23 protein-coding genes, 1 pseudogene and 1 riboswitch are annotated in these 25,420 nt (G+C 38.3%); of the genes and pseudogenes, 15 read left to right on the forward strand and 9 right to left on the reverse strand.

Annotation, left to right across the window (positions count from 1 at the left end):
- Positions 1 to 4 precede the first annotated feature (4 nt).
- Together AC3ITD_RS22360 and AC3ITD_RS22365 are read right to left on the reverse strand one after the other, a co-directional pair.
- On the reverse strand, positions 5 to 610 hold the full coding sequence (locus AC3ITD_RS22360; RefSeq protein WP_489362862.1) for a SprT-like domain-containing protein: 606 nt from the start codon (positions 608 to 610) through the stop codon (positions 5 to 7).
- A gap of 229 nt (positions 611 to 839) precedes the next feature.
- On the reverse strand, positions 840 to 3,110 hold the full coding sequence (locus tag AC3ITD_RS22365; RefSeq protein ID WP_489362863.1) for a helix-turn-helix domain-containing protein: 2,271 nt from the start codon (positions 3,108 to 3,110) through the stop codon (positions 840 to 842).
- A gap of 942 nt (positions 3,111 to 4,052) precedes the next feature.
- On the opposite strand from AC3ITD_RS22365, the gene AC3ITD_RS22370 reads away from it, so the two are divergent.
- The 3 genes from AC3ITD_RS22370 to AC3ITD_RS22380 all read left to right on the forward strand — a co-directional run bounded on the left by AC3ITD_RS22370 (position 4,053) and on the right by AC3ITD_RS22380 (position 6,776).
- Positions 4,053 to 5,636, forward strand: coding sequence for a peptide chain release factor 3 (locus tag AC3ITD_RS22370; protein WP_265799427.1), 1,584 nt, complete (start codon positions 4,053 to 4,055; stop codon positions 5,634 to 5,636).
- 67 nt (positions 5,637 to 5,703) lie between these two features.
- Positions 5,704 to 6,069 carry a hypothetical protein gene (locus AC3ITD_RS22375; protein ID WP_489362864.1) on the forward strand — a complete coding sequence of 122 codons (366 nt, stop codon included), beginning with the start codon at positions 5,704 to 5,706 and terminating at the stop codon, positions 6,067 to 6,069.
- Positions 6,070 to 6,170: 101 nt separating this feature from the next.
- Positions 6,171 to 6,776 (forward strand): thioredoxin family protein, encoded by a 606-nt coding sequence (locus tag AC3ITD_RS22380; protein WP_489362865.1) that lies wholly within the window; start codon positions 6,171 to 6,173, stop codon positions 6,774 to 6,776.
- On the opposite strand, the gene fic is transcribed toward AC3ITD_RS22380, so the two are convergent.
- Both fic and AC3ITD_RS22390 read right to left on the reverse strand, forming a co-directional pair.
- On the reverse strand, positions 6,773 to 7,294 hold the full coding sequence (gene fic / locus AC3ITD_RS22385) for a protein adenylyltransferase Fic (RefSeq protein ID WP_489366731.1): 522 nt from the start codon (positions 7,292 to 7,294) through the stop codon (positions 6,773 to 6,775). The genes AC3ITD_RS22380 and fic overlap by 4 nt on opposite strands.
- A 66-nt stretch (positions 7,295 to 7,360) precedes the next feature.
- Complete coding sequence (locus tag AC3ITD_RS22390) at positions 7,361 to 7,642, reverse strand: ATP-dependent Clp protease adaptor ClpS (protein WP_010599054.1); 282 nt, start codon at positions 7,640 to 7,642, stop codon at positions 7,361 to 7,363.
- Positions 7,643 to 7,775: 133 nt separating this feature from the next.
- Between AC3ITD_RS22390 and AC3ITD_RS22395 the strand changes: the two genes are divergently transcribed.
- A complete protein-coding gene (locus tag AC3ITD_RS22395) occupies positions 7,776 to 8,822 on the forward strand; it encodes a 3-oxoacyl-ACP synthase III family protein (RefSeq protein WP_489362866.1) in 1,047 nt (348 codons plus the stop codon).
- Between the two features lie 93 nt (positions 8,823 to 8,915).
- Here the strand turns inward: AC3ITD_RS22395 and AC3ITD_RS22400 are convergent, their stop codons facing one another.
- Genes AC3ITD_RS22400 through AC3ITD_RS22410 form a run of 3 tightly spaced genes read right to left on the reverse strand, consistent with a single transcriptional unit; the run spans position 8,916 to position 12,772 of the window.
- Positions 8,916 to 9,299, reverse strand: a complete 384-nt coding sequence (locus AC3ITD_RS22400) for a hypothetical protein (RefSeq protein ID WP_489362867.1) — start codon at positions 9,297 to 9,299, stop codon at positions 8,916 to 8,918.
- Positions 9,300 to 9,336: 37 nt separating this feature from the next.
- On the reverse strand, positions 9,337 to 11,781 hold the full coding sequence (locus tag AC3ITD_RS22405) for a hypothetical protein (RefSeq protein ID WP_489362868.1): 2,445 nt from the start codon (positions 11,779 to 11,781) through the stop codon (positions 9,337 to 9,339).
- Complete coding sequence (locus AC3ITD_RS22410) at positions 11,747 to 12,772, reverse strand: hypothetical protein (RefSeq protein ID WP_489362869.1); 1,026 nt, start codon at positions 12,770 to 12,772, stop codon at positions 11,747 to 11,749. Before AC3ITD_RS22410 ends, AC3ITD_RS22405 begins: the two co-directional genes overlap by 35 nt.
- A 30-nt stretch (positions 12,773 to 12,802) precedes the next feature.
- On the opposite strand from AC3ITD_RS22410, the gene dtd reads away from it, so the two are divergent.
- The gene (gene dtd, locus AC3ITD_RS22415) at positions 12,803 to 13,255 is read left to right on the forward strand and encodes a D-aminoacyl-tRNA deacylase (RefSeq protein WP_489362870.1); all 453 of its coding nucleotides are present in this window, start codon (positions 12,803 to 12,805) and stop codon (positions 13,253 to 13,255) included.
- 84 nt (positions 13,256 to 13,339) lie between these two features.
- Positions 13,340 to 13,666, forward strand: a complete 327-nt coding sequence (locus AC3ITD_RS22420; RefSeq protein ID WP_489362871.1) for a nucleotide pyrophosphohydrolase — start codon at positions 13,340 to 13,342, stop codon at positions 13,664 to 13,666.
- Positions 13,667 to 13,761: 95 nt separating this feature from the next.
- Here AC3ITD_RS22420 and AC3ITD_RS22425 read toward each other — a convergent pair whose 3' ends face one another.
- The gene (locus AC3ITD_RS22425; protein WP_265799418.1) at positions 13,762 to 14,073 is read right to left on the reverse strand and encodes a DUF4286 family protein; all 312 of its coding nucleotides are present in this window, start codon (positions 14,071 to 14,073) and stop codon (positions 13,762 to 13,764) included.
- 85 nt (positions 14,074 to 14,158) lie between these two features.
- Between AC3ITD_RS22425 and AC3ITD_RS22430 the strand changes: the two genes are divergently transcribed.
- Positions 14,159 to 14,713 (forward strand): GNAT family N-acetyltransferase, encoded by a 555-nt coding sequence (locus tag AC3ITD_RS22430; RefSeq protein ID WP_265799417.1) that lies wholly within the window; start codon positions 14,159 to 14,161, stop codon positions 14,711 to 14,713.
- Here the strand turns inward: AC3ITD_RS22430 and AC3ITD_RS22435 are convergent, their stop codons facing one another.
- On the reverse strand, positions 14,714 to 16,321 hold the full coding sequence (locus AC3ITD_RS22435; protein WP_265799416.1) for a S41 family peptidase: 1,608 nt from the start codon (positions 16,319 to 16,321) through the stop codon (positions 14,714 to 14,716).
- A 189-nt stretch (positions 16,322 to 16,510) separates the two neighbouring features.
- On the opposite strand from AC3ITD_RS22435, the gene murQ reads away from it, so the two are divergent.
- The 8 genes and pseudogenes from murQ to AC3ITD_RS22475 all read left to right on the forward strand — a co-directional run bounded on the left by murQ (position 16,511) and on the right by AC3ITD_RS22475 (position 25,328).
- Positions 16,511 to 17,326, forward strand: a complete 816-nt coding sequence (murQ, locus tag AC3ITD_RS22440) for an N-acetylmuramic acid 6-phosphate etherase (protein ID WP_489362872.1) — start codon at positions 16,511 to 16,513, stop codon at positions 17,324 to 17,326.
- Positions 17,327 to 17,421: 95 nt separating this feature from the next.
- Positions 17,422 to 17,988: a hypothetical protein gene (locus tag AC3ITD_RS22445; protein WP_489362873.1), complete on the forward strand. Its 567-nt coding sequence runs from the start codon at positions 17,422 to 17,424 to the stop codon at positions 17,986 to 17,988.
- A 39-nt stretch (positions 17,989 to 18,027) separates the two neighbouring features.
- The gene (locus AC3ITD_RS22450) at positions 18,028 to 18,771 is read left to right on the forward strand and encodes a Bax inhibitor-1/YccA family protein (RefSeq protein ID WP_265799413.1); all 744 of its coding nucleotides are present in this window, start codon (positions 18,028 to 18,030) and stop codon (positions 18,769 to 18,771) included.
- Positions 18,772 to 19,060: 289 nt separating this feature from the next.
- Positions 19,061 to 19,164, forward strand: a riboswitch (SAM riboswitch).
- Positions 19,165 to 19,299: 135 nt separating this feature from the next.
- Positions 19,300 to 23,016: a methionine synthase gene (metH, locus tag AC3ITD_RS22455; protein ID WP_489362874.1), complete on the forward strand. Its 3,717-nt coding sequence runs from the start codon at positions 19,300 to 19,302 to the stop codon at positions 23,014 to 23,016.
- 47 nt (positions 23,017 to 23,063) lie between these two features.
- Positions 23,064 to 23,436, forward strand: a pseudogene (locus AC3ITD_RS22460) (four helix bundle protein).
- 43 nt (positions 23,437 to 23,479) lie between these two features.
- The gene (locus AC3ITD_RS22465; RefSeq protein WP_265799409.1) at positions 23,480 to 24,433 is read left to right on the forward strand and encodes a methylenetetrahydrofolate reductase; all 954 of its coding nucleotides are present in this window, start codon (positions 23,480 to 23,482) and stop codon (positions 24,431 to 24,433) included.
- A gap of 103 nt (positions 24,434 to 24,536) precedes the next feature.
- Positions 24,537 to 24,839 carry a hypothetical protein gene (locus AC3ITD_RS22470; RefSeq protein WP_265799408.1) on the forward strand — a complete coding sequence of 101 codons (303 nt, stop codon included), beginning with the start codon at positions 24,537 to 24,539 and terminating at the stop codon, positions 24,837 to 24,839.
- 69 nt (positions 24,840 to 24,908) lie between these two features.
- Positions 24,909 to 25,328, forward strand: a complete 420-nt coding sequence (locus AC3ITD_RS22475; RefSeq protein WP_489362875.1) for a tail fiber domain-containing protein — start codon at positions 24,909 to 24,911, stop codon at positions 25,326 to 25,328.
- Positions 25,329 to 25,420 lie beyond the last annotated feature (92 nt).

Raw genomic sequence — 25,420 nt, forward strand, 5'->3', positions numbered from 1 at the left:
GCAACTAAACCACAAAAACTTCTGCCAAAGGATTAAAAAGATAGATTCTTTTATCATCTAAACATACACAGCGATAGCGTTTCCGTATGCGTTCGCCTTTAGTAAACCGACGACCGTCTTTTATTTTAAAGATTGTGTTGACCGAGAGTTGTTCTAAATGCAGCGTTTCAACGGTATTAGAGTCGTACTTCTTCAAAGCTCTTGATAAATGCAAATCTGAACAGCTCGACGCAGCAGGGTTAGACATGTAGTTGTCAATAGCCTGATGAATATCAGTAGGGAAAATATTCATGTCAAAAAATGGAACCATCATTCTTTGGAAGTTTTTTTTCCACTCCAAACCATGAGGTTTTACTTTGTTTTTGAAATCATTCCAGGTGAGTAAATGCGCAAATTCATGAACCGTGGTAACCAGGAAAGCATAATGATTTAAATTAAAATTTACAGAAATGCGATGGCCTTTGTCGCGGTAAGGGTGGCGGTAATCGCCAAGTTTTGTAGAACGGGTTTTAGCGATTTTAAATTCGCATTGAAAATAATCTATCCACTTTGCAATTAGCGGCGCCGCCTCGGCAGGCATATATTGCGCTAACAAATCAACTTTCTCCACGAATGCTAAGGTAAGAAATTGCCAAACATTCAACCACAGAGGATACAAAGATTTACACAGAGTTAACGAAGTAATTAACCACAGAGTGCACCGGGTTTTCAATACACACTAATTTGCCAATTCGTCGTTGCAAGGTACGAAGCAATCCTAATGCGGTCGCTATAAAACCCATAGTAATAAGATTGCTTCGTGCCTCGCAATGAAGACCGTTTTATGGTTAAATAAAAACCTACTCCTCTGATGGAAACAAAGAAGCCAACACCAGTTTAATCTCCCCAAATGAATAATCTTTTCCTAAAAAATCTCTGATCGTAGCCATCGATTTTGTTTTCTGGCTCTCCACCGCCTCAGCAATAGTTCTAATTTTGTTAGGCTTAACCAACTTCGACACATCTATTTGCTGCGTAGACACATAATAAGCCAGGTGGCCCTCAATTGTACCAACAGAAAAACCTCTTTCTTTTGCAATTTCCTCCAATGTTTTGCCTTGCTCGTAAAGCTCAAAACTGATTAATTTTGTATCAACTTTCGGCTCTTTCTTTTTCTTCTCAACAGCCGATTTCACTTTTAAAACCTGGCCTTTAAGTTGAATGGCCTTCTGCAATTGCTCATTTCGTTCAGCCAGATTCAACAGTTTGTCAGTATCGGCTTTGCTAAATTCTTTTCCATTAATAATCGCATTGAGCAATGCTTTGCTTTTGTGCATTTTTTTCAATTGTTCATAAACTAAAATTTCCAGTTCAAGCAATTCGGTTAAGTAAGTTTTGATTCCCTTCTCTTCCTTAATGGATTCAATTTGTGCTAACAGTTTGTCGGATACAGCTTTAATAAGCGGATTGAAATATTTTAGTGCAGCTTCAACTCTTTTAGAAACATTAAATAAGGTATGCTCGGTTTGTTCGGCGAATAAGCCCTTCAGTTGATTTAGAAATGTATCAGCTGTGGCAGTAGTTTTCTGAAATTCCTTGTACAAGTCCATCGTCCAGCCATCGTACCGCTGTTTGGTAGATTTTGCCTCGCTTTTATCGAAAGTCTCCACATGCTCTTTCATATAGTATCGAACCAGGTTCAAGTCGAATGTAGCCAGTAAATAACTTCTGATAAAATCGTAACTCTCAACGCTTATTTGTTGGGTTAAGATCTCTGCAGGTTGTTTTGTGCTAGAGAAATAGTGAATGTTCTGATCTTGCTGCAAACCATTCTCTCGCAAATGCGAAGTAAGTACCAAACCTTTCAGCGAGCGCAAACGCGATAGCGCTACGTAAGCCTGACCCGGGGCAAAGGCATCCCCGATATCGATAATCGCTTTATCAAAAGTTAAACCTTGGCTTTTATGAACCGTAATTGCCCAGGCTAATTTTAGTGGATATTGGACAAATGAGCCCGCCACATTTTCTGCAATTTCATTTGTAGCTTCGTTGAGTTTGTACTTTACATTTTCCCAGGTATAGGGCGAAACGGCAATTACTGTGCGCTCTTCGGGAAGTTCTATTTCGATAATATCCTTTTCAATGTGATGCACAACCCCGATTTTTCCATTATAATAGCGCTTTTCGGCAGTCATATCATTTTTGATAAACATGACCTGAGCGCCGACTTTCAGCTCTAAATTTTTTTCATTAGGGTAAGCGTATTCATTGAACTCGCCGGTAACTTTCGCATCAAAAAAATACGACTTTGTTTTCAACTGCGTGAGCCTTTCACGGTTAATGGTATCAGCCTTATTGTTATGAGTGGTTAAAGTGATATAGTTCTCATCAGCCGCAGGCTTAAAATCTTGTTTAAAATGCTGGCGCAGTAAAGCGGTATCTTCGGGCGTAATCTTATTATTCCGCAGGTTATTTAACAAATCAATAAACACTGCATCATCCTGACGGTAAATTTTATCCAGCTCGATATATACTGGCGGATTATTTTGTAAAGCCAGTGCATCAAAAAAATAAATGCTCTTGTAGAAACCAGCCATCACCCGCCATTCGTCGTTTTTTACTACCGGGGGCAACTGGTGTAAGTCGCCAATAAATAGCAACTGCACACCGCCAAAAGGCACATTTCTATTTCTCCGGATATACCTTAACGAGAAGTCAATCGCGTCGAGCATGTCGGCTCGGAGCATACTCACTTCATCAATCACCAGCAATTCAAGCTCCTGAATCATACGCTTTTTGTTGCCCTGCATATTCAGGTGCTTAACAATGGTTCGCGGCGTATTAAAATTAAAAGTGATGTTTTGATTGATCATATTACCCGCCGCATCAGGAAAAAATGCTCCGAAAGGCAATTGAAATAAAGAGTGAATGGTTACACCGGCAGCATTAATTGCAGCAATACCCGTTGGGGCACAAATCAGCGCCTTCTTGTGCGTAAGCGAAATCAATTTCCGCAGGAAAGTAGTTTTACCTGTTCCTGCTTTTCCAGTTAAGAAAACATGTTTTGAGGTGTAATTGACAAACTTTGCAGCAATTTCTGCGGGCATAGAAGTTTCTTCCAGTTGTGGCATCGGCAGTAAGATTTTGGTTTGCTCTAGTTGGAGGGATGATTAAAGCTAACAATTTTAGTACAAAAATAGGTATGATTTTTAGTTTTCAGTTAATAATTTAGGTAATCAAAGTTAAATATCTGGAAATGAATGTTCAGTTTTTCATCGGGAATGGTAGTCCTGTTGTTTGCTTTATCCCGACGAAAAAATCGGGATGCCCGCTCCATTAGGTTTATTTAACAAGGGGTTACCGCTTTTGAGAAGAAAACCACTCCTTGCCTCTCCTGGAAAATAAGGAGGGGAGCTGTACGGTGCTAATATTAAAATTTAACAGAATTTGCCGTTTGGTTAAAAGCATACACTTCAAAACTGGCACAATTTTGAAATAGCAAACCCTACTCTCTTCCGAATCTAGAAGGGGCAAATGTGGTTAAATATTGCACTAACCGTGAAAATACAGTTCATGCTGAGGAACGAAGCATCTGCAAGCGATGAAACAGATTCTTACCATTGACGATATTATTTTTTCCGTCATTTCGAAATCGATTTTTCATCGGGAGAAGCTCCAGAGGAGTGCCTTTGGAACAATATCATTGGTGGTATTGCGCTATCAAATGAGATTGCTTCGTGCCTCGCCTGCTTGCCGTAGGCAGGCAATGACGACCGCCCTTAGCGTCATTCATATTGATTTTTGTGAAATAAATTAACCATCAGAATGACAGAAGTTAAAAGAGATTGTAATGAATGGCGGGACTGCTTTTACCGATGAACTACTGCAGTTGCTTTTCTAAACGTGATTTAAGATTTGAACGGGTAACCCTATTAAAGATTAAACCATTAACCAGTTCAAACAGTTAACCAATTTTCTTATCTTTGCAGCCTGATGAAACAAAATTATTCAAATCTTATCGCTGTTAAATTTCTTTAACCCGGTTTCATCGCCATTTTTACCCCAAATTTATTATGCTTAACCCTGAAATAGAAAAACGTAAAACCTTTGCCATTATTAGTCACCCCGATGCGGGCAAAACCACATTGACAGAAAAATTTCTGTTGTTTGGTGGCGCCATTAACACAGCTGGTGCGGTAAAACGGAATAAAGCGAACCAAAGCAATACTTCCGATTTTATGGAAATTGAGAAGCAACGTGGAATCTCGGTAGCTACTTCGGTTATGGGTTTCGAATACAGCGGCAAGCGAATTAATATTTTGGATACCCCTGGTCACAAAGATTTTGCTGAGGATACTTACCGAACGCTTTCTGCTGTGGATAGCGTTATCTTGGTGGTAGACTGTGTAAAAGGAGTGGAGGAACAAACCGAAAAACTGATGTCGGTTTGTAGGATGCGTAACACCCCGGTAATTATATTTATCAATAAAATGGATCGTGAGGGTAAAGAAGCCTACGATTTGCTGGATGAAATTGAAGAAAAACTAAACATCAGCCTGTGCCCGCTTTCGTGGCCAATTGGTCAGGGCCATACCTTTAAAGGTGTTTACAGCATTTATAACAAACATTTAAACCTATTCAATTCTGATAAAACCAAAGTAACCGATTCTGTGGTGGCGGCAAATGATTTGAATGATCCTTCTTTGTTGAACTACCTAAAAGAAAACGAAATTAACAACCTGAAAGATGATGTTGAATTGGTTGATGGTATTTATGGAAACATTGATAAAGATTTATATACCGAGGGTTTGGTGGCGCCAGTATTTTTTGGAAGTGCCATTAACAACTTCGGTATTAAGGAGCTTTTAGATACATTCATTGATATTGCGCCAAGTCCCCGCCATAGAGAAGCCGAAGAGCGTGATGTATTGGTAGAGGAGAAAAACTTTAGTGGTTTCGTATTTAAAATCCATGCCAACTTAGATCCAAAACACCGTGATAGAATTGCGTTTTTACGGATTTGTTCAGGGAAATTTGAACGTAACAAATTTTATTACCATACCCGTCAGGATAAGAAATTAAAGTTTTCGAACCCGATGGATTTTATGGCGAATGAGAAAAGTATTGTTGAAGAAGCCTGGCCAGGTGATGTGGTTGGTTTATATGATAGTGGCAACTTCAAAATTGGCGATACTTTAACTGAGGGCGAAAAACTGCAATTTAAAGGTATTCCAAGTTTCTCGCCATCTATTTTTAAAGAGGTAGAAAACATGGATCCGATGCGTACTAAACAGCTGGAGAAAGGTATTGAACAATTAACTGATGAGGGGGTTGCGCAATTATTTGTGATGCAGCCCGGAAATAGAAAGGTGATCGGTGCAGTAGGAGAACTTCAATTTGAGGTGATTAATTTCCGTTTAGAACACGAATATGGTGCTAAATGTCGTTTCCGTACATTAAGTTACACACGCTCGAGCTGGGTAACTTCAACAGATAGGAAAAAGCTTGATGAATTTGTGAAGCGTAAACAGCAGCACATTGGTTTCGATAAAGAGGCAAACCCAGTTTATCTATCAGACAGTGACTATATGATTAATTTAACGAAGCAAGATTACCCGGATATCGATTTCCATAAAACGAGCGAATTTAAGAGCTAAATTTTCTTGCTTGTCCATGCAACTAAAATTTACAAATTTTCGTCTGATAAATAACAAACTAAAAAATATGAAAAACAAATTTGCTTCTGTTACTTATCTATTGTCTATCCTGTTAATATCTTCTTGCGCAACGCTAAGAACGGATCCAAAGTCATGGACACTTATGATTCCTTTAGAAGCTAAAAAGAAATTAACGGTGAATTTGGCAGATACAAGCGCATTTAATGTGGATATACAAAATCCAACTAAAGATACCTTGATCATTAAACAACCGAATAATCAGGATCAGGTTATCGTTAATGATAAAGTTTCGCTATCTATTCCGGCTGGAAATCATCTGGAGATTTTAAATGTATCTAAAAAGACTATCAAACCTATTGTCAGGATTTTTGATCATAAAGCTAAAGTTGTTTCAGCAGTTTCAGCGTTTTAATAGGTTTAATAATTTGATTAATTATAGAACAATCAAATTGCAAACCGATGATTTAAATTATCAACTTTCTCCTTTTCTTTGTCACATCAATTAAAAACATCATGGTTAACTATAGCGAAATTTTCAATGAGCAGGGAATGGATTATCAAACGTACCGTGCGCTGGTAGATCAGCTTTTGCTGGAAGGGAAGGCTACCGGCGATGTTACTTACGATTTGCACTATACAAAAATGAATGTGCAACGTATGAACCGAGTTGATAAAACCGCAAGTTTGACTGATGAATTAATTGCTGCTATCGATAATTTTAAAGCCAACTACAAATTTTTGGTAATTACAGAAGGTTGGTGCGGAGATGCGGCTCAAATTATTCCTATTTTTAATAAAATAGCCACAGCGTCTTTAGGCAAAGTTGATTTAAGATTTGTACTTCGTGATAAGAATCTTCCATTGATAGATGCGCATTTGACTAACGGAGGGAGAGCAATACCGGTTTTGATTGTGTTGAATGAAAATGCAGATCAAGTTTTAGCAACGTGGGCACCACGTCCACAGGTTTTGCAAGAATTGCTTAAAGAGTGGAGAAAAGAAACAACTGAAATGCCTGTTCTGGCAGAGAAACTTCACAGCTGGTATGCTAAAGATAAAACACAAACAACACAAGCAGAGTTAAATGTGCTTTTGAGAGGATTAGAACTAAATAACTAATTTTCTTCACTATCTTTTTCGTAGCCTTCATAGTAGTATGATTGCTCAATTCCTTTGAAGATTACTTCTCTATTATCTACATCATCTGTGAGGTGAGCCGCAAGTAGGGTTTTTAACTCTAAATCATTTATAGGACTGCGTTCCATCGCTTGTAAATACAATGTCTTATCAATAAACTGCCAATTAACCAATCTCGTTAGGCGTTCTTTCAAGATCATATCAAGCCAGATTCGCATTGTTCTGCCGTCCCCTTCCATAAAAGGGTGTGCAATATTCATTTCTACATATTTAGCTACAATTTCTTCAAAAGTGCTTTCTGGCATCTGTTCTACTTTTACCAAAATCTCATTTAGATATAAAGCTGCAACAAATCGAAAACCACCTTTAGAAATATTTAATGTTCGTATTTTGCCTGCAAAATCAAACAAGTCTTTAAAAAGATAGAGGTGTATATCTTGTAAGGTTTTCGTAATGCCAATTTCTATTTCATAGATATACCACGCTCGAATAAATGGAATGCATTCTCCAAACTTTTTTTATCAATACTTTTCATGCATTATTTGAACAAAAACTTTATCCAAAATCTAATCAACTGAAACCGTTAATCCTTCTTGCTGTAAAATTTTACGGTAAACTTCCATTTCAGTAAAAGAACCTTCCAAAACTGGGCACTTTCCGTCATTATGTACTTTCCACGCAATTTTTTCCGCCTGAGATTCGTTATAATCCAAATACTTCATCATGCAGTAAATCACATGATCAAAAGTATTTACATCATCATTCCACAAAATAAGGCGATGCACAGTTTTCAGGGAAGTTAAAATTTCTTCGAGCGTAAAGGTCTCTTCTTTGGTTTCTGTAGACATGGTTGCAAAAATAAACAATAATTAGAAGATTTGAGATATTTGATTTGACAAGTCAGAGGATATGCGTTTCCTATCTCTCCCTCATCTCATATCTTTATAAAATAATTACATTTACCTAATCAAATATATGAGCATGCATCAATCCAAAATAGCAGGAATAGGTTACTACGTTCCAAAAAATGTTTATACCAATACCGACTTAAGTCGTTTTATGGATACCAACGATGAGTGGATTCGGGAACGAACCGGGATTAAGGAGCGTCGTTTCGCCGATCGTAATGAAGAAACTACCACCACAATGGGAATTGAAGCAGCAAAAATTGCTATCGAGCGTGCTGGTATCACCACAAAAGATGTCGACTTTATTATTTTTGCTACCTTAAGCCCTGATTATTATTTTCCGGGATGTGGTGTTTTGCTACAACGCGAAATGGGGATGGGCGAAATCGGTGCCCTGGATATTCGCAATCAATGTTCAGGATTCGTTTATGCACTTTCGGTTGCCGATCAGTTTGTGAAAACCGGTATGTATAAAAATGTTTTGGTGGTCGGTAGCGAAAAACATTCGTTTGCTATGGATTTCGAAACTCGCAGTCGTAATGTTTCAGTAATTTTTGGCGATGGTGCAGGTGCTGTCATTTTACAACCTACCGATGAGAAAGGTAAAGGGATTTTGAGCACTCATTTACACAGTGATGGTGCTGATGCAGAGATTTTAGCCATGTATTATCCAGGTTCTCATGCAAATAAATGGATGAAGGATAAACCTGCTTTTCCTGATCAGGAATTAGGCGGATTGTTTATGACGCCTGAAATTTTAGAAAGTGGTGCCGCACTGCCCTACATGGATGGACCTTCGGTTTTCAAAAAAGCAGTAGTAAAATTTCCAGAGGTGATTAAAGAAGCTTTGGTTGCAAACAACTTAACGGAAAAGGACATTGATATGCTTGTGCCACATCAGGCAAATCTACGGATCAGCCAATACGTACAAAACTTGTTAGGCTTGAGCGATGATCAGGTATTTAATAATATTCAAAAATACGGAAATACCACAGCAGCATCTGTCCCTATTGCTTTGTGCGAAGCCTGGGAAGCCGGAAAAATTAAAGATGGTGATTTAGTTTGCCTTGCCGCATTTGGATCAGGTTTTACCTGGGCAAGTGCGCTAATCAGGTGGTAACTTGAGGTAAAAGGTTGAGGGTATTGAAGCTTAAGACTAATGTCCTCAACGTCATTTTGTTTAGAACAGTAAAATTTATTATCTATTTGAAGTTTAAATCCTTCCTTTATAAAATAGCGCAACGAAGCCAAATAAGGTGAAGCAAGCACTAATGCAGGAAAAAACTATAGTGGTTGATGCAAGCCTCCTACTAATGCCATAGCTTTCGTTATAAAATATAAATTCCTTTATTCCGATGCTATTTTCCTCAATATCACGGCTTCTATCTACCGCTTTAACCAATTTGTTCTTATGTTTGAATTGAAACACGGGATAATATATATATGTAAACCTTTTATTGTTCACCCGTTCAACAGCAACAATTGTAGCTTCGGTTTTTGTTCCGAATAGTAATGGGCGATACGAACCTATCAATCCATAAGCCAGAAAAAATCCGAGCAGGATCAACGAAACTCCAAATACTTTTATCAGTGCCATTTCAATTTTTGTCCCAGGTCTAACAGCTTTTCAACCTTTAATTCCTCGCTATAAAATCCCCTAAATAACTACATTCTCCAGCTGCCACCTGATAAAACGGCGTTTTGCTGTATTTCAATTTCAATTCTTTGAAATACGGATTGTTGTAATTTGCATTGATGAAATTTTGATATTTCACATCATCTTTATCCCAGTAACTAAATGAATTTATTTTGGCGTTCAAAATGATCTGCTTTTGAGCACATTTGGCGAGCATGAATGTACATTTTGCCTTAAAATCTGCATTTGTACTCAGCGCTCTAGCTTTCAAATACCAGCTTTTGGCAGTTTGAGCTTTTTTATAGTCTACATCATAACCGTACTTTGCCGGGCTGGCATTGTCATAAGTCGACCAATCGTAGCTAATCAAAAACCAGCTATTTCCGTAATAGCCAGTTTGATAAACGGCGTTCGCCATTTTGTAATAATACAGGGAAGCATTCTTCTGTTCACTAACAATCAGTCGTTGTAACCGAAGCATTTCCGCCGCAAAAGTTTTCTTCGTAATAGAAGCTTTTGCCGCTACATATTTTTTAGGGAAATCATTAATGGTTTGAATAAATGGATTTGCATAAAGCTTCGAATGGGCATCATCAGCGTACCAGTTTTCGGGATTGAAATAATTATAATCCGGCGATACCTTTGCAAACATTTGAACCGCTTTTTCATACTGATGCGTTCTCAAATAAGTGGTTCCAAATAGCTCATAGAAATCATCATTCTTAAGTTGATTTAAAGCCTTCGAAAGCAAAGCCGTTACATCGCTTCCAACTGCTTTCTTTTTATAATTTAGCAAACCTTGCATACTTTTCGGACTTAAAAATTGTTGCCAGAAAGCAGTCGTTTGATAGCTCATATTTTTGAAAAGAGAGTTATCTTTTACGATCTTGTATTCCAAATCCCCTTTAACCATTGCCAGGGCAGCTTTGGCTGTATCGCCTAATTTTAAATATGCAGGTGCTAATAGCTGCTGATAGAAGTTTCTTGTGGTTCTGCTAAAATGTTTGCTTTCTGCATCTGCCCAATCATAATATTTATCTCCAGGATGCGATTTATTTTCGGCAAATCTTTTTTCGTCTAGCCATTTCAGTGTCGGCAATAGTTCATTTTCGTTAAATGGATTTCCTTTCTTAATATTTTTAGCTTTAATCAATAAATCAGTAATTCGGTATTGATCACGCAATTTTTCAGGAAGTTTTTCAGGATTCAGTGTACTTAAGTAATTGGTGGCAACTGCATCTTTATTTTCCAGCCACGATAAATAAGCAGCTGTTAAAGTACCCAATTCTGGCTGCGGATATTTCTTTTCGGTTGCTAATTTAACTGCAAAATCTCTAACCAGGTTTAGCTGTTTTAAGTTCAAGTTTTTAACACTATCCCTTCGTCGCGGGTTACTCTGAGAGAAATAATAGCTATAGGATATTTTTGCAATATCATTCGCCTCAATCAATGCCTGCTCCAGTTTGTTAACTTCTCTAACCAATAGCGCCCCGTTAAGCTCACTTTTAGGTTCGTATTGATATACTTTATATAAACTTTCAATATTGAAATCTGGATTTCCAAAGCCGTTAATTGCCCAAATGTTGGCTTTTTCACTATTGGTTTTAGCATATTTCAAGGCCCCGTCTATAGGAGCGCTGTTGTAATAATAATTCTTATAAGCCTGCACTCTCCTTTCCGGGTTGGTTGCAAATACTTTTGAAAATAAAAATGCAGATTCTGCTGGATTTCCCAATCGGCGAATAGAACCGGCATAAAGTGCCAAAGCCCATCCTTTAACAGCACTATTGGTTTTATTAGTTTTGATAAATTTTTCGTAAACGCTTTTGCTATCGGTATGCAGGCCTGCATAATGAAACATCCGCTCTGCCTGATAAGCATAACGCAATCTTAAGAAATCATCTTTCTCCAATTCTGTTGATTTGAGGGCTTCTTTCGCAAGCACATCCATTTGTGTGCTATCTCGAGGTATTGGATCCCAAAGATCGAAGTTAATATTAGCATAGGGCTCACAGCTTTTAGCGAAAGTATAATATTTCAAGGCGGATTTGTTTTTACTCAATCCTTGTACGAAAGTGTTGTTTTGCAAACTATCTGCCAAATCTGAAAGCTTTCCGTCGAAATGTGCAAGCTTGTGACTTGTTGCACTATCTACATTGTACATAATCTCATGAATATCCTGTTCCTTAACATCTAAATATTTCGCCCATTCTCGGCTATTAATTTGCGATTCGCTTTCTACATCTTCCTCGTTGTTCAAATAGGCCATTTGGTTATAAGCAAAAGGCGTATACTCATCACCCTCAACATTGTTGTGGAAATAGGAAATATAATAATCGTAGGGGTCAATTTCGCCGCCACACGCGATATTTACCGCGATTTCGCCAAAGAAAGTAACAAGAAAAACGCTAAAAATTAGCGATAACTTTTTGAAAGTCTTCATCTGTAAAATGTTTTAAAAGGTCGGTATCCAGATGATAAAAAACGAGATTTCGCTCTTCAGGTTTTAAATATCGGGATAAAAAATTAGATGTTGTAAATAAATCTCCGGCTGAGATTTCTTCCCACCTAATCACGTCACCACGTTTTAAGCCCGCCGCTGGATTATCGATTAAGAGATCGTATAAAATGGAATGGCCTTTTTGCTTAAATAGGTTTTTGTCATTAATTTGATCTTTGGTAATTCGTTTAGAAATTCCAGCATATTCTTTATTCCTGAATACGACTGCCCACTCAAAAATTGGTAAGGCAACATCAAGCTTTAATGGGTAATTGCGGAGGTAATCTTTTAAATAGATATCTATTTCTCTTTGATCAAGAATGGAATTTTGCTCGCCATACTTACGCAGATTCCCCATGTTGTAACACATCAGCATGGCCTTTTTTACCGGGGGAATACCACTGGTCGACTTGTTTTTTACCTGATGTAATCTTAAGGTGACGGAAATTGTTTTGTTCTTCAAAAGCGGCTGAGCTTGCAGTTGATTTAGAAAATTGAAATACTTGTCTCTAGTGGTTTTAGTCCAATCGCAGTCTATTTGAAGTTCAGAATAATCCGTCTTTCCGGCCTGCTTAACTTTGGCATCAACGAATATTGCAATTCTAGTGGCTAGCGATTTTATTCTGCTCGAATCTATGTCCTTAAACATATGGTTAACAAGAAAAACCACAGGAATGATGCCGATTGTTTTTGGAAGCGGATCGGAGAACTTTATAGGAGAAATAGGAACATCCTGTTGAAAGTCGGGATTAAAATCTACATCCATAATGCGAACGTAAAGCGATTTTGACTTAAATTTCTCGAGGTAATCAGTTTCAACTTTTTTGTTTTTATAGTTTGTTCGCCAAAAATAAAAAGTGGGGTGAACGATTGACTTTTGCTTACAACCGAATAAGAAAAATATAGAAATCACTAAAATACTTATCTTGCGCATATCAATTTTATTGATCAAAAGTAAGATAAAATGCGAGCAGTTTTACAAAGAGTTACACAAGCAAGTTGCACAGTTGAAGGCACAATTACGGGCGAGATTAAAACCGGATTTTTGGTGCTTTTAGGTATTGAAGATGCCGATACAGCCGATGATTTGGATTGGCTTGCTCAGAAAATTGTTAATATGCGGGTGTTTGGTGATGAAAATGGCTTAATGAATAAAGCGTTGGCTGATGTTAATGGAGATATTTTGTTGATTAGCCAGTTTACCTTATTTGCATCTACAAAAAAAGGTAACCGCCCAGGTTTCACCCGAGCCGCAAGGCCAGACACCGCTATTCCGCTTTACGAAAAAATGATCGAAAAGTTGTCGACTTTAATGGGCAGGAAAGTTCAGACAGGGATTTTTGGAGCGGATATGAAAATTGCTTTGGTAAATGATGGGCCAACTACAATTTTAATTGATACGAAGAATAAAGAGTAAAAAACCTATATTCCTCGTCACTGCAATCTTTTAAAGGAGATTTTAGTTTAAAGAAGTAATCAGCGAAATATAAAAGCTAACACGATGACCATTAATGAAGCACAGGAAACAGTAGATCAGTGGATCAGAACTACAGGTATCAGGTATTTTAACGAGTTAACCAATACTGCTATTTTAATGGAAGAAGTGGGGGAGGTAGCTCGGATTATGGCTCGGAGATACGGTGAGCAGTCATTTAAAAAGAGTGATGAAGTGGTAAACCTTGCCGATGAAATGGCCGATGTGATGTTCGTGCTGATCTGTTTGGCCAATCAAACAGGTATTGACTTAACCGACGCCTTTCAGAAAAATCTCGAAAAGAAAACCATTCGCGATGCAGACAGACATAATAACAACGAGAAGCTAAAATAAGTCTTAAGTCTTTAGTCAAGAGTCATGACTTAAATAAGCGCTACTCACATTTGTTTTTATGTGTCGAAATCGGCTTAGTCTTTCAAAAGCCATCTTTAGGAGGTTGGTGGCACAAACTCCATTAAAGTTCTGTAGGCCACAAAGCGGTTTTTAAACTTGCTGTTTAATCTCTCTTGTAGCTCTGGAGCAAATGTGCTTTGGTATTCGTTGTAATTTTCTAAAGTTTCGGCAACATATTGTGCGCAATAAGTTACGCCTTCATTTGGCGAATCAAGCACCTTTAATAAGCGATTGGATACAAACATTCCTGTAGCCATCACTTCTGGAATATGGGTTTCCTGCATCCATTGCAACCATTCTTCAGCTGCAGCATCATCTAAAATTAGGGTAACGTTATATAAAAGCATGTCGCAAAGATAATAAATGTGCCGAAGTAAAAGATGGATGAAAAACTGAATTTCTTATATTCGGCGATTAGTTTAAAGCATACTCATGATTGAAATTTCAACATCACAAACAGTACGGGATTTAGAAGGTATTATTACGCTTCAAAAAAAGAATCTAAGAGCAGATTTATCTCCAGAAGAAATTGAACAGCAGGGTTTCGTAACGGTATCGCACACGCTTGATGATTTGGAAAAAATGCATCAGCATGAACCGAACATCATTGCTAAGGATGGTGAAAGGGTAATCGCTTATGTACTAGGGATGACGGAGCAATCGAAAAACGATATTCCCCGATTAGTAGAAATGTACGAGAGTTTCGATCACATTCAATATCATGGAAAATCGGTGGCTGAGTATCAATATATTGTTGTGGGCCAGGTTTGTGTTGATAAAGATTACCGTGGGAAAGGCTTATTTGATCAATGCTATCAGGCTTATAAGAATTTTTTCGAAGATAAATTTGAATTCGCAATAACTGAAATTGCCACTATAAATTTACGCTCAATGAAAGCGCATGAGCGTATTGGCTTCAAAACGATTGATACCTACACAGATCAAATGAGCACCGAGTGGAATGTGGTGGTTTGGGACTGGAGATAACTATTGAAGGTTTATCAAGGCTTGCTTTACCGCGTTATCGGTCTGATTTATTGACCGGTAGTAGCCCACATCGCCAAGGTAATAACGGCATAACAATGCTTTCAAATCACTCAAAATTACAGGCTTGGCATTGTACAGTTGAAAACGATCGATCTGTACGTTTTTGCGTTGAATATAACCTATGAAATCTTTGAAATCATTATCTCCTAACGCGAAAGAATTAATGTTTTGCTCTACAAAGCCAGCGTTATATTTGTTTGTTAATACATTAAAAACATAATCTGATAGAATCTTTTTGCTTACCAGGGTTGCATAAAATTTATTGTAACCAACGGTATCCAGTTTAACAAAAACATCTGGCTGTATGCCTCCACTAGGCTTTTGTCTTTTTACATTTTGTATGGCTACACCTTCTGCTTTTTCTATCGAGTCCTGAAAAGATGTGCGATCTCCGGTCAGTTCTCCATCCATCATTCTCTCATCCAACTCATGTTTGTAAGCATCATAACCTTTTTTGTACGATTTCTGAATGCTTCGTCCCGATGGGGTATAATATCGAGCAATGGTTAAGTTTAAAGCAGATCCATCACCAAAAGAAAACTGTTCTTGAACCAACCCTTTGCCAAAAGATCGCCTGCCTATAATCACCCCTCTACCTAAATCTTGAATAGCACCTGCAACAATCTCACTTGCAGATGCAGTATTCTCGTTGATCAATACTGCTAATTTGCCATTTTGAAATGCACCGGTCCCTGTTGAAAAATAATCGGTACGAGGTTCGTGTTTACCCTGAGTGTAAACAATAAGTTTATTTTCTGGTAAAAACTGATCAGCTAGACCCGTAGCAGCAGAAAAATACCCTCCACCATTATCGCGGAGATCCAGAATGAGCTTCTTCATGCCTTTGGCTTTTAAACTATTAGCAGCACTAGCGAAATCATTATCGGTATTTGCTCCGAACTTACTAATTCTTACATATCCAGTTTCAGGACCAATCATATAAGAAGCATCAATGCTACTAATGTTTACCTTGCCACGGGTAACCATTAACCTACTTTGTACCTGTGTTCCATTATGCATTAAAACAACGCTAACGCCGCTTCCGGCTTTACCTCGAAAGCGTCCGGTTAACTGCTCTTTTGGTAAGTTTCGCCCGCTTACAACTGCGGTATCAATACTCAAAATTTTATCTCCCAGTTTTATTCCGGCCTGGTAGGCAGGCCCGTCTTTGACTACTCCAGTAACCATCATCGTATCATTGAGCATATAATACTCAATGCCAACACCTTCAAAGTTGCCTTCCAAACTGTTGGTCATATCTTGCGCATCGGTAGGAGGCAAATAAACACTATGAGGATCTAGTTGATGTAGAACGCTATCTATAGGAAGATTCTGTAAAGAATCCGTATTGATTTCATCAACGTAGTTTTTATTGATAATGTGCAGAATCTCTTCAAGTTTGCCGTCACTATTTACAGCCAACTGCGGACTTCGCTGAACGCCAAAACCCTGGTCTTTTATGAATTTTATCCCCAAAATCATACCTACTATTAAAATTACAGAATAGCTTATTGCAATCAGTAGGTTGTTTCGGGTATTTTTTTTCATTGGCGTTTTGCAAATTTATGAAATTTAGCGGGTTACTATGTTTTTTAACTACATTTTCGTGTCTTTTGTTTCTAATATTTAACATAAATTAACGGATGTAATTCTTCTTACAGCGACTGGAAGATATATTTTTAAGTTTTTACGCCACTTTTTAAAAAGAATTTACCGAATTTTATCAAAATTAAATTTATGAACAGAGTTACCGAGCAGGAATCTAATTATGATAACATCGACAAGATGTCGGTATTGGAGGTTTTGCAGGGCATTAATAACGAAGATAAGACGGTTGCTTTTGCTGTCGAAAAATCTTTGCCTCAGATAGAAAAACTAACTTCGGCAGTTGCCGAAAGAATGAAAAAAGGCGGCCGCTTATTTTATATTGGCGCAGGTACAAGCGGTCGTTTAGGTGTAGTTGATGCCTCTGAATGCCCACCAACTTATGGGGTTCCTTTCGATTGGGTTGTTGGAATTATTGCCGGTGGCGATACGGCGATTAGAAGGGCGGTAGAATTTGCGGAAGACGATGCCGAACAAGCCTGGAAAGATTTGGAAGAATTCGACATCAACGAAAAAGATTGTTTAGTGGGTTTAGCAGCATCTGGAACCACACCTTATGTAGTTGGTGGTTTAAATACTGCTCGTAAACACGGTGTTTTAACCGGTTGTATTGTTTGTAATACTGGTGGACCAATCGCTGCTGAATCTGATTTTCCGGTTGAGGTTGTTGTTGGCCCGGAATTTATCACTGGTTCTACACGAATGAAATCTGGTACTGCACAGAAATTGGTTTTAAACATGTTGAGTACCACCGTGATGGTTCAATTAGGACGTGTAGTTGGAAACAAAATGGTAGATATGCAGTTAACCAATAACAAATTAGTTGATCGCGGAACGCAGATGGTGGCCGATGAATTAAGCATAGGCTATGATGAAGCGGCAGATTTACTTGCAAAATATGGAAGCGTACGTAAAGCGGTAGAGGCGGGACAACGACAACCACAGTAAATGAATGAATGATATAATGAGTGAATGATAGAGTTAGCATCGCCGCTAGATTCAGTCATTCAAAGTTCACTCACTCAAAAAAATTAGATATTAAAATGCACGAAATCGAGCCTTATTACCAGTGGAGAGATGATTATGTTTCGGCAGAAGATGAGCGCTCGCCATTTTTCAATACCGAGTATTCGGAAATTTATTTCGACAAGCAGATTTATAATTTCTTGCTGCATCCGCAGTGGGACGAATTTGGATCGAACACCCTTTACATGAAGGTTTTGTATGCCGATTATGATCGCAGTTATGCCATTATCGAATTTATCGGCGAATGGAATGATGCGATCAATAATGATATCATGTTACTTAAGCGTGATATTTTAGAATTGATGATGGACGAAGGCATTACCAAATTTATTCTTATTGGCGAGAACGTTTTAAATTTTCACGCATCTGATGATAGCTATTATGAAGAGTGGTTTCAGGAAGTGGAAGATGGATGGATTGTTGGTGTGAATTTTCAAGAACACGTTATTTCCGAATTTAAAGACAATAATATAGATTACTATATCAATTTCGGAGGAGCTTTTGATAATCTGCCTTGGCGTACACTTAAACCGCTACAGTTCTTTAAAAAAGTTGAAGAACTGCTGACAAAAAGATTAAACTAAATTGTTATTTTTAAAATTATTTAAATACGCAAAATTAAAATGGAACAACAAAATTATAATTATCAAACCGATAGTGTCTTTGTACAGGAAAACTCTGTATCGAAAAAGTTTTTTGCAAACGTATTCCTGTGGATGTTTGTAGCGTTGGCTTTATCAACTCTATCTGCTTTTTATATTTCAAACACGGAGTCGGCATTAAGATCTTTAATAGACTTTGAAACTGGAAGAAGAACTGCGTTAGGTTATGTGGCCATGTTTGCGCCACTTGGGCTAGTTTTAGTAATGGGAGCTGGCTTTTCGAGACTATCTTATGGCGCCTTGTTAGGTGTGTTTGTGCTGTTTTCTGTGCTGCTGGGCGTAAGTTTGAGTTTCATTCTCTTAATTTACACTGGCACATCGATTATAACTTGTTTTGCTGCCGCCGCAGGTATTTTTGGTATAATGGCTGTAATGGGCTATACAACAAATATAGATTTGAGTAAGTTTGGCCCAATTTTAATGGTTGGTGTTGCCGGTTTATTTATAGCCAGTATTGCAAACATGTTTATCAAAAGCGAACAGTTTAGCTTAATTATGGCATTTGTTGGTATAGCTGTTTTTACAGCACTTACTGCATACGATGTTCAAAAAATTAAAAGAATTGGAATGGGAATTGAAGAAAGCGGAGAATCAATTCCATCTGCTGATACAAAGAAATTAGCTATAATGGCAGCTTTATCGCTATACCTTGATTTTATTAATATCTTCCTTTTCTTGCTACGTATTTTCGGAAGTAGAAAATAATGAGCAAGTTTTTGGTAATCATGTTTTTCATTTTAGTTGGCGGCATAATTGAGGCAATTACTGTAACTTATATTACAGATCATGTATTTTTTAGTTGTTTGCCTAGTGCATTTTGGATGGGATATTTGATTACCTACTACAACAAAAGATTTATAAAAAGAGAGGTTGTTTAAAGCCCTCATACAAAACAATATTCTTAAGGCTGTGCAAATTTGCATGGCCTTTGTAATTTTATTTGGTAGCGGAGCGATAATTTTTGGAATTGATGTTGCTTTGTTGCATTTTTGTACGCTTATTAAGAAAGACGGAGGGATTAGACCCAACGAAGTCTTAGCAACCTGTAACCTACAAGGTGCTAAATTCTATTCTGCAACTGGCAGAAACAGATAAGTTTAGGATTACGATTCTCGTACCAACTTTTTAAATAAGCTTTTTGAGATTTTAGATTATAGATGTGAGATTTGAGACTTGGTACGCAAGACTGAATTTCTCATAGCTCACATCTCCAATCTCACATCTAACTACAGAATGAGCATAAGAGAAGAATTAGAAAAGCGTATTTTGGTAATTGATGGTGCGATGGGTACCATGATTCAACGTTATACTTTAACTGAAGAGGATTTTAGAGGGGAACGTTTTAAAAATCATCCATGTGATGTAAAAGGCAATAACGATTTGCTCAACATCACTCGGCCTGATATTATTAAAGCCATACATCTTGAATATTTAGCCGCTGGTGCGGATATTATTGAAACCAATACCTTCAGTACACAAAGAATTTCTATGGCTGATTACCAGATGGAAGATCTTTCTTATGAGTTAAGCTTTGAAGGTGCGAAGGTGGCAAAAGAGGCTGCTACTGAATTTATGGCTGCTAATCCTGATCGGAAATGTTTTGTTGCAGGCGCAATCGGGCCAACCAACAGAACCCTTTCTATGTCACCAAATGTAAACGACCCAGGTTTTAGGGCGGTTTATTTTGACGAACTTGAAGCGGCATATTATGAACAGGTTCGCGGTTTGGTAGATGGAGGTTCTGATGTGCTTCTCATCGAAACCATCTTCGATACACTAAACGCAAAAGTGGCCATTGTGGCCATCAAAAAATATGAGGAAGTAATCGGTCGTAAGCTCGAAATTATGATTTCGGGAACCATTACCGACGCTTCTGGAAGAACGCTTTCCGGTCAAACAGCAGAAGCTTTCTTAAATTCGGTGATGCATGCAAAACCTTTGAGTATTGGTTTTAACTGCGCTTTAGGGGCTAAAGAAATGCGTCCGCACATCGAAGAACTGGCTACAAAAGCGGGATGTTATGTTTCTGCTTACCCAAATGCCGGCCTCCCGAATGAGTTTGGTGCTTATGATGAACAACCGCACGAAACGGCTCATCTGGTCGACGATTTTATTAAATCTGGATTTGTAAATATTGTGGGTGGCTGTTGCGGCACCACTCCTGATCATATTGGCTGCATTGCAAAGAATGCTAAAAAAGCTTCGCCACGGAAATTGCCAACCATTGAGCCTTTTATGCGATTGAGTGGATTGGAGCCTGTAACGATAACGCCAGAGAGTATTTTTGTAAACGTTGGCGAAAGGACAAACATCACCGGATCTCCAAAATTCTCGAAGTTAATTTTAGGTGGCGACTACGAAGCGGCCTTAGCTGTGGCCCTACAACAGGTAGAAGGTGGAGCGCAGATTATTGATGTGAACATGGATGAGGGCATGCTCGATTCTGAAGCTGCGATGACGAAGTTTTTGAATCTGATTGCCTCCGAACCGGATATCGCCAAATTGCCTATCATGGTCGATTCCTCTAAGTGGTCGGTGATAGAAAATGGATTGAAGTGTTTGCAAGGGAAAGGTATCGTTAATTCTATTTCACTTAAAGAAGGCGAAGATAAATTCCGTGAAAGCGCCCGCAAAATTATGCAATATGGCGCTGCCGTTGTTGTAATGGCTTTTGATGAACAAGGCCAGGCCGATAACTACGAGCGTAGAAAAGAGATTTGTAAACGAAGCTACGATATTCTTGTACATGAAATCGGTTTTCCTCCAGAAGACATTATTTTCGATCCGAATATCCTTACCGTAGCCACAGGTTTAGAAGAACACAATAACTACGCGGTCGATTTTATTAATGCGACCCGTTGGATCAAAGAAAACCTACCACATGCAAAAGTAAGTGGGGGTGTATCAAATATTTCCTTTTCATTTAGAGGAAATAATGTTGTTCGCGAAGCGATGCACTCTGCATTTCTTTACCATGCCATTCAGGCCGGGTTAGATATGGGGATTGTAAATGCAGGTATGCTTGAGGTGTATCAGGAAATTCCACCCGAGCTTTTGGAAAGGGTAGAAGATGTACTTTTGAACCGACGGGATGATGCTACGGAGCGATTGGTTGAATATGCTGATACGGTAAAATCAAAAGGGAAAGAAATTGTAAAAGATGAAGAATGGAGGAAAGGATCCGTTGAAGAACGCCTTTCTCACTCCCTGGTAAAAGGAATTGTAGAGTATCTTGACGATGATGTTGAAGAGGCTCGTCAAAAATATGCCCGCCCAATACAAGTAATTGAAGGACCCTTGATGGACGGAATGAACATTGTTGGTGATTTATTTGGTGCTGGAAAGATGTTTTTGCCTCAGGTGGTAAAGTCGGCTAGGGTGATGAAAAAAGCCGTGGCTTATTTGCTTCCGTTTATCGAGCAGGAGAAATTAGACAATCCAGATCAGGATCAGAATTCCTCGGCAGGTAAGGTATTGATGGCTACTGTTAAAGGTGATGTTCACGACATCGGGAAGAACATTGTGGGGGTAGTTTTGGCTTGTAATAACTTTGAAATTGTAGATATGGGCGTGATGGTTCCTGCTCAGGAGATCATCAAAAAAGCTAGAGAAATAAATGCTGATATTATTGGCTTAAGTGGCTTAATTACGCCATCACTTGATGAAATGGTCCACTTTGCCAAAGAAATGGAACGAGAAGGCTTTACCATTCCATTAATTATAGGTGGAGCGACCACGTCAAGGATTCATGCTGCTGTAAAAGTTGCCCCGAATTATTCTGGTCCGGCTATCCATGTTTTAGATGCATCGCGAAGTGTTACCGTTTGCAGTACGCTGATGAATCCTGAAACAAAAGCCGACTACGTTGCAGGCATAAAAGCAGAGTATGAAAAAGCCAGGGAAGCGCATTTGAACAAGCGTTCTGACAAGCGTTTCAAAACCATTGAAGAGGCACGGAAAAATAAATTTAAGATAGATTTCGATCAAAATTTACCAGTTCCTGAATTTACCGGAACCAGAGTTTTTGATCATTATCCTTTGAATGAATTAGTTCCATATATCGATTGGACTCCTTTTTTTCATACCTGGGAACTTCGCGGAAGCTACCCGAAAATATTTGATGATAGAAATGTAGGGAGTGAAGCAAAAAAACTTTTTGATGATGCGCAGGCATTATTGAAACGGATATTAGACGAAAAATTGTTAACTGCTAGAGCGGTAATTGGATTTTGGCCAGCAAACTCCGTTGGAGACGATATTCATTTAGAAGTCGAAAGTCTGAAGTCTGCAGTCAGAAGTCTGAATGTCGACTCTGGACTTAAGACTGAAGACTCAAGACTGGTTACTATCCATACCCTCCGCCAACAGGCCGAAAAGGTTGATGGACAGCCGTATTATGCTTTGTCAGATTTCATTGCTCCTAAAGAATCTGGTATTCAAGATTATTTTGGGTGTTTCGCTCTAACTGCAGGAATAGGGATTGATGAGTTGGTAGCAGAATTTGAGGCCAATCATGATGATTATAATAGCATCATGGCCAAAGCATTAGCGGATCGTCTGGCTGAAGCTTTTGCCGAACGCATGCACGAGCGGGTTCGTAAAGAATACTGGGGTTATGCAAAGGACGAAAATTTAAGCAATCAGGAATTGATCAAGGAAGAATATGCCGGTATTCGCCCGGCACCGGGTTATCCAGCTTGTCCGGAGCACACGGAAAAAGGAACTTTGTTTAGCTTGCTTGATGCGGAAAACAAAATAGGCTTACACTTAACAGAAAGTTACGCCATGTATCCAACAGCTGCGGTAAGTGGTTTTTACTTTGCCCATCCCGAATCAAGATATTTCGGCTTGGGAAAAATCACAAAAGATCAGGTGGAAGATTACGCAATCAGAAAAGGTATGACTATAGAAGAAGCGGAGAAATGGCTCTCGCCTAATTTGGCGTACTAGCAGTTGCCAGTTATGAGTTAAATGTTACAAGTCAAATTGCAGATAACATGGACCAGGAAAAGGAAAATTATACTGATGTGGATGTTTGGAAACAAGACCGAATTTTGTCTAAGGAAGTATATTTAGTATCTTCAAATTTTCCAATTGACAAAAAAATCGGGTTGATAAGCCAGATTAGAAAAGCCGCTGTATCTATTCCATCGGACATTGCTGAGGGTTGTGGTAGAAATCGTCCAAAGACAGCATTCATTTTTTTTTGTCGCAAGGGGTTCCGTTTATGAGGTCGAAACTCAACTATCTCTTGCGTTTGATTCGGGATTTATCGAAGAAATAGACTTAAAAACGCTAGTGCTTAAAATTGAAACAACTAGAAAACTACTTAACGGATTTATAAATTATTATCAGAAGCTGATTAAATAAGCATCCAGCCTTATAACCTTTAACCCATAACTTTTAACTACAATTGAAAATTACAGACCATATAAATAATTCAAAGGGCAAAACCCTATTCTCGTTTGAGCTTCTGCCGCCTATTAAGGGACAAAGTATCCAATGGATTTACGATGCCATCGATCCTTTGCTGGAGTTTAATCCTCCTTTTATTGATGTAACCTCCTTAAGGGAAGATTATATTTACAAAGAGCAGGAAAACGGATTGTTGCAAAAGGTGTCGTACCGCAAGCGTCCAGGTACAATCGCGATCTGCGCTGCAATTATTCACAAATATAAGATAGATGCAGTTCCTCATTTAATTTGTGGTGGTTTTACCAAAGAGGAAACTGAGAACGCTTTAATCGATTTGCAGTTTTTAGGGATAGATAACGTATTGGCCTTACGTGGTGATGCGCGTGCAGCCGATCATTCTTTTGTTCCAACTAAAGGGGGACACTGCTACGCAACTGATTTAATTCAGCATATCAAAAATCATAACGATGGTAAATTTCTGCATGAAGATGTAGAAACTTTCAAAAGCGATTTCTGTATAGGTGTTGCCGGATATCCCGAAAAGCACTTTGAAGCACCCAATCTAAATGCCGACTTCAAATACCTAAAAAAGAAAGTTGATATGGGTGCAGAGTTTATCGTTACGCAAATGTTTTTTGATAACCAGAAATATTTTGACTTTGTGAAAAAGTGTAGGGAGAATGATATCAATGTGCCCATTATTCCTGGCTTAAAACCTATAAGCACACTTACTCAACTAAATGTCTTGCCAAAAATTTTCCATATTGATTTGCCTGATGAGTTAACAGACGCATTATCTTATGCAAAAAGCAACGCTGAAGCTAAAGAAATTGGAACCGAAGCCATGATTAAACAATGCAAAGAGTTAATCGACTTCGGAGTACCAGTGCTCCATTTTTATACCATGGGAAAACCGCAGCAAACCAAAGCCATCGCGAAGGCTATATTTTAACTTTGACACAAAATCCGCTTCATTTGGGAGAGCGGATTTTTATTTTACAGAACTTTAACTGTCTATTTTTGTTAATTTAACTGTACAGCTTATATTTGTAAGGATGAAGTTTTTAACACTTAAATACTTTTTGGTTTTATGCATCGCCATCACTCTTTTTTTAAAGGTTGGCAATGTATTGTCGTATTTAAGCTATTCGTCTTCCTATATTGAAAATATCGTGTCAAATGATGATGCGACTGAGAAAGAAGAAAAAAAAGTTGAAACAGAGTACTTTATGCAAAATTTTATTGCTGAAGAACTTTGCAATCTTCCCCTTGCAATGAAACAAAAGATAGCTATTCCAGCATGTCTTGATCACCCTCCCTACTTCGCGGATGTTTTAACCCCTCCGCCCTCCGTTTAGTAACTAGTTTCTAAACAAACCCTTTGTCGGGCAATATCCAGTATTTATTTCTATTAATTTATAAAGAATATGAAACGAGCAATTTCATTCTGTTTTGCGGTATTTGCAATTTCCGCATCATTAAAAGTTAGCGCACAAGAAGTGACGCAAGCTAATGTAAAACCAGTAAGTAACTCTTTAGAGATGGTTTCAAAACTTCAGCCAGTAAGCTTTAATTACGACAAAACCTGGGCTGAAAAATTAAAACTTCCAGCCACCTCCCAATATGGTTTTGTGGGAGCTGAGGCTAAAAGTGCTGTTCCAAGTGTGGTTACTGTACAAGCCAAGCAATATCCGGCAGGCAAAAATGCCTACAACTCAGCTACAATAACCAAAGTTGATTATGAAAGCTTGATTCCGCTTTTGGTGGGTAGTATTAAAGAACAGCAACAGCAAATTGACGAGTTGAAACGCGAATTGCATTCACTAAAGTCGCAAGCATCGAAATAGTTAGGTTTAGTTTTATAGTTCAAAAGGTTGGAGTTTTTAATTTCAGCCTTTTTTGTTTGTAGTTTACTAACTAGATTATTTATGATTATATC

The organism is Pedobacter sp. KH_004 (assembly GCF_057840755.1).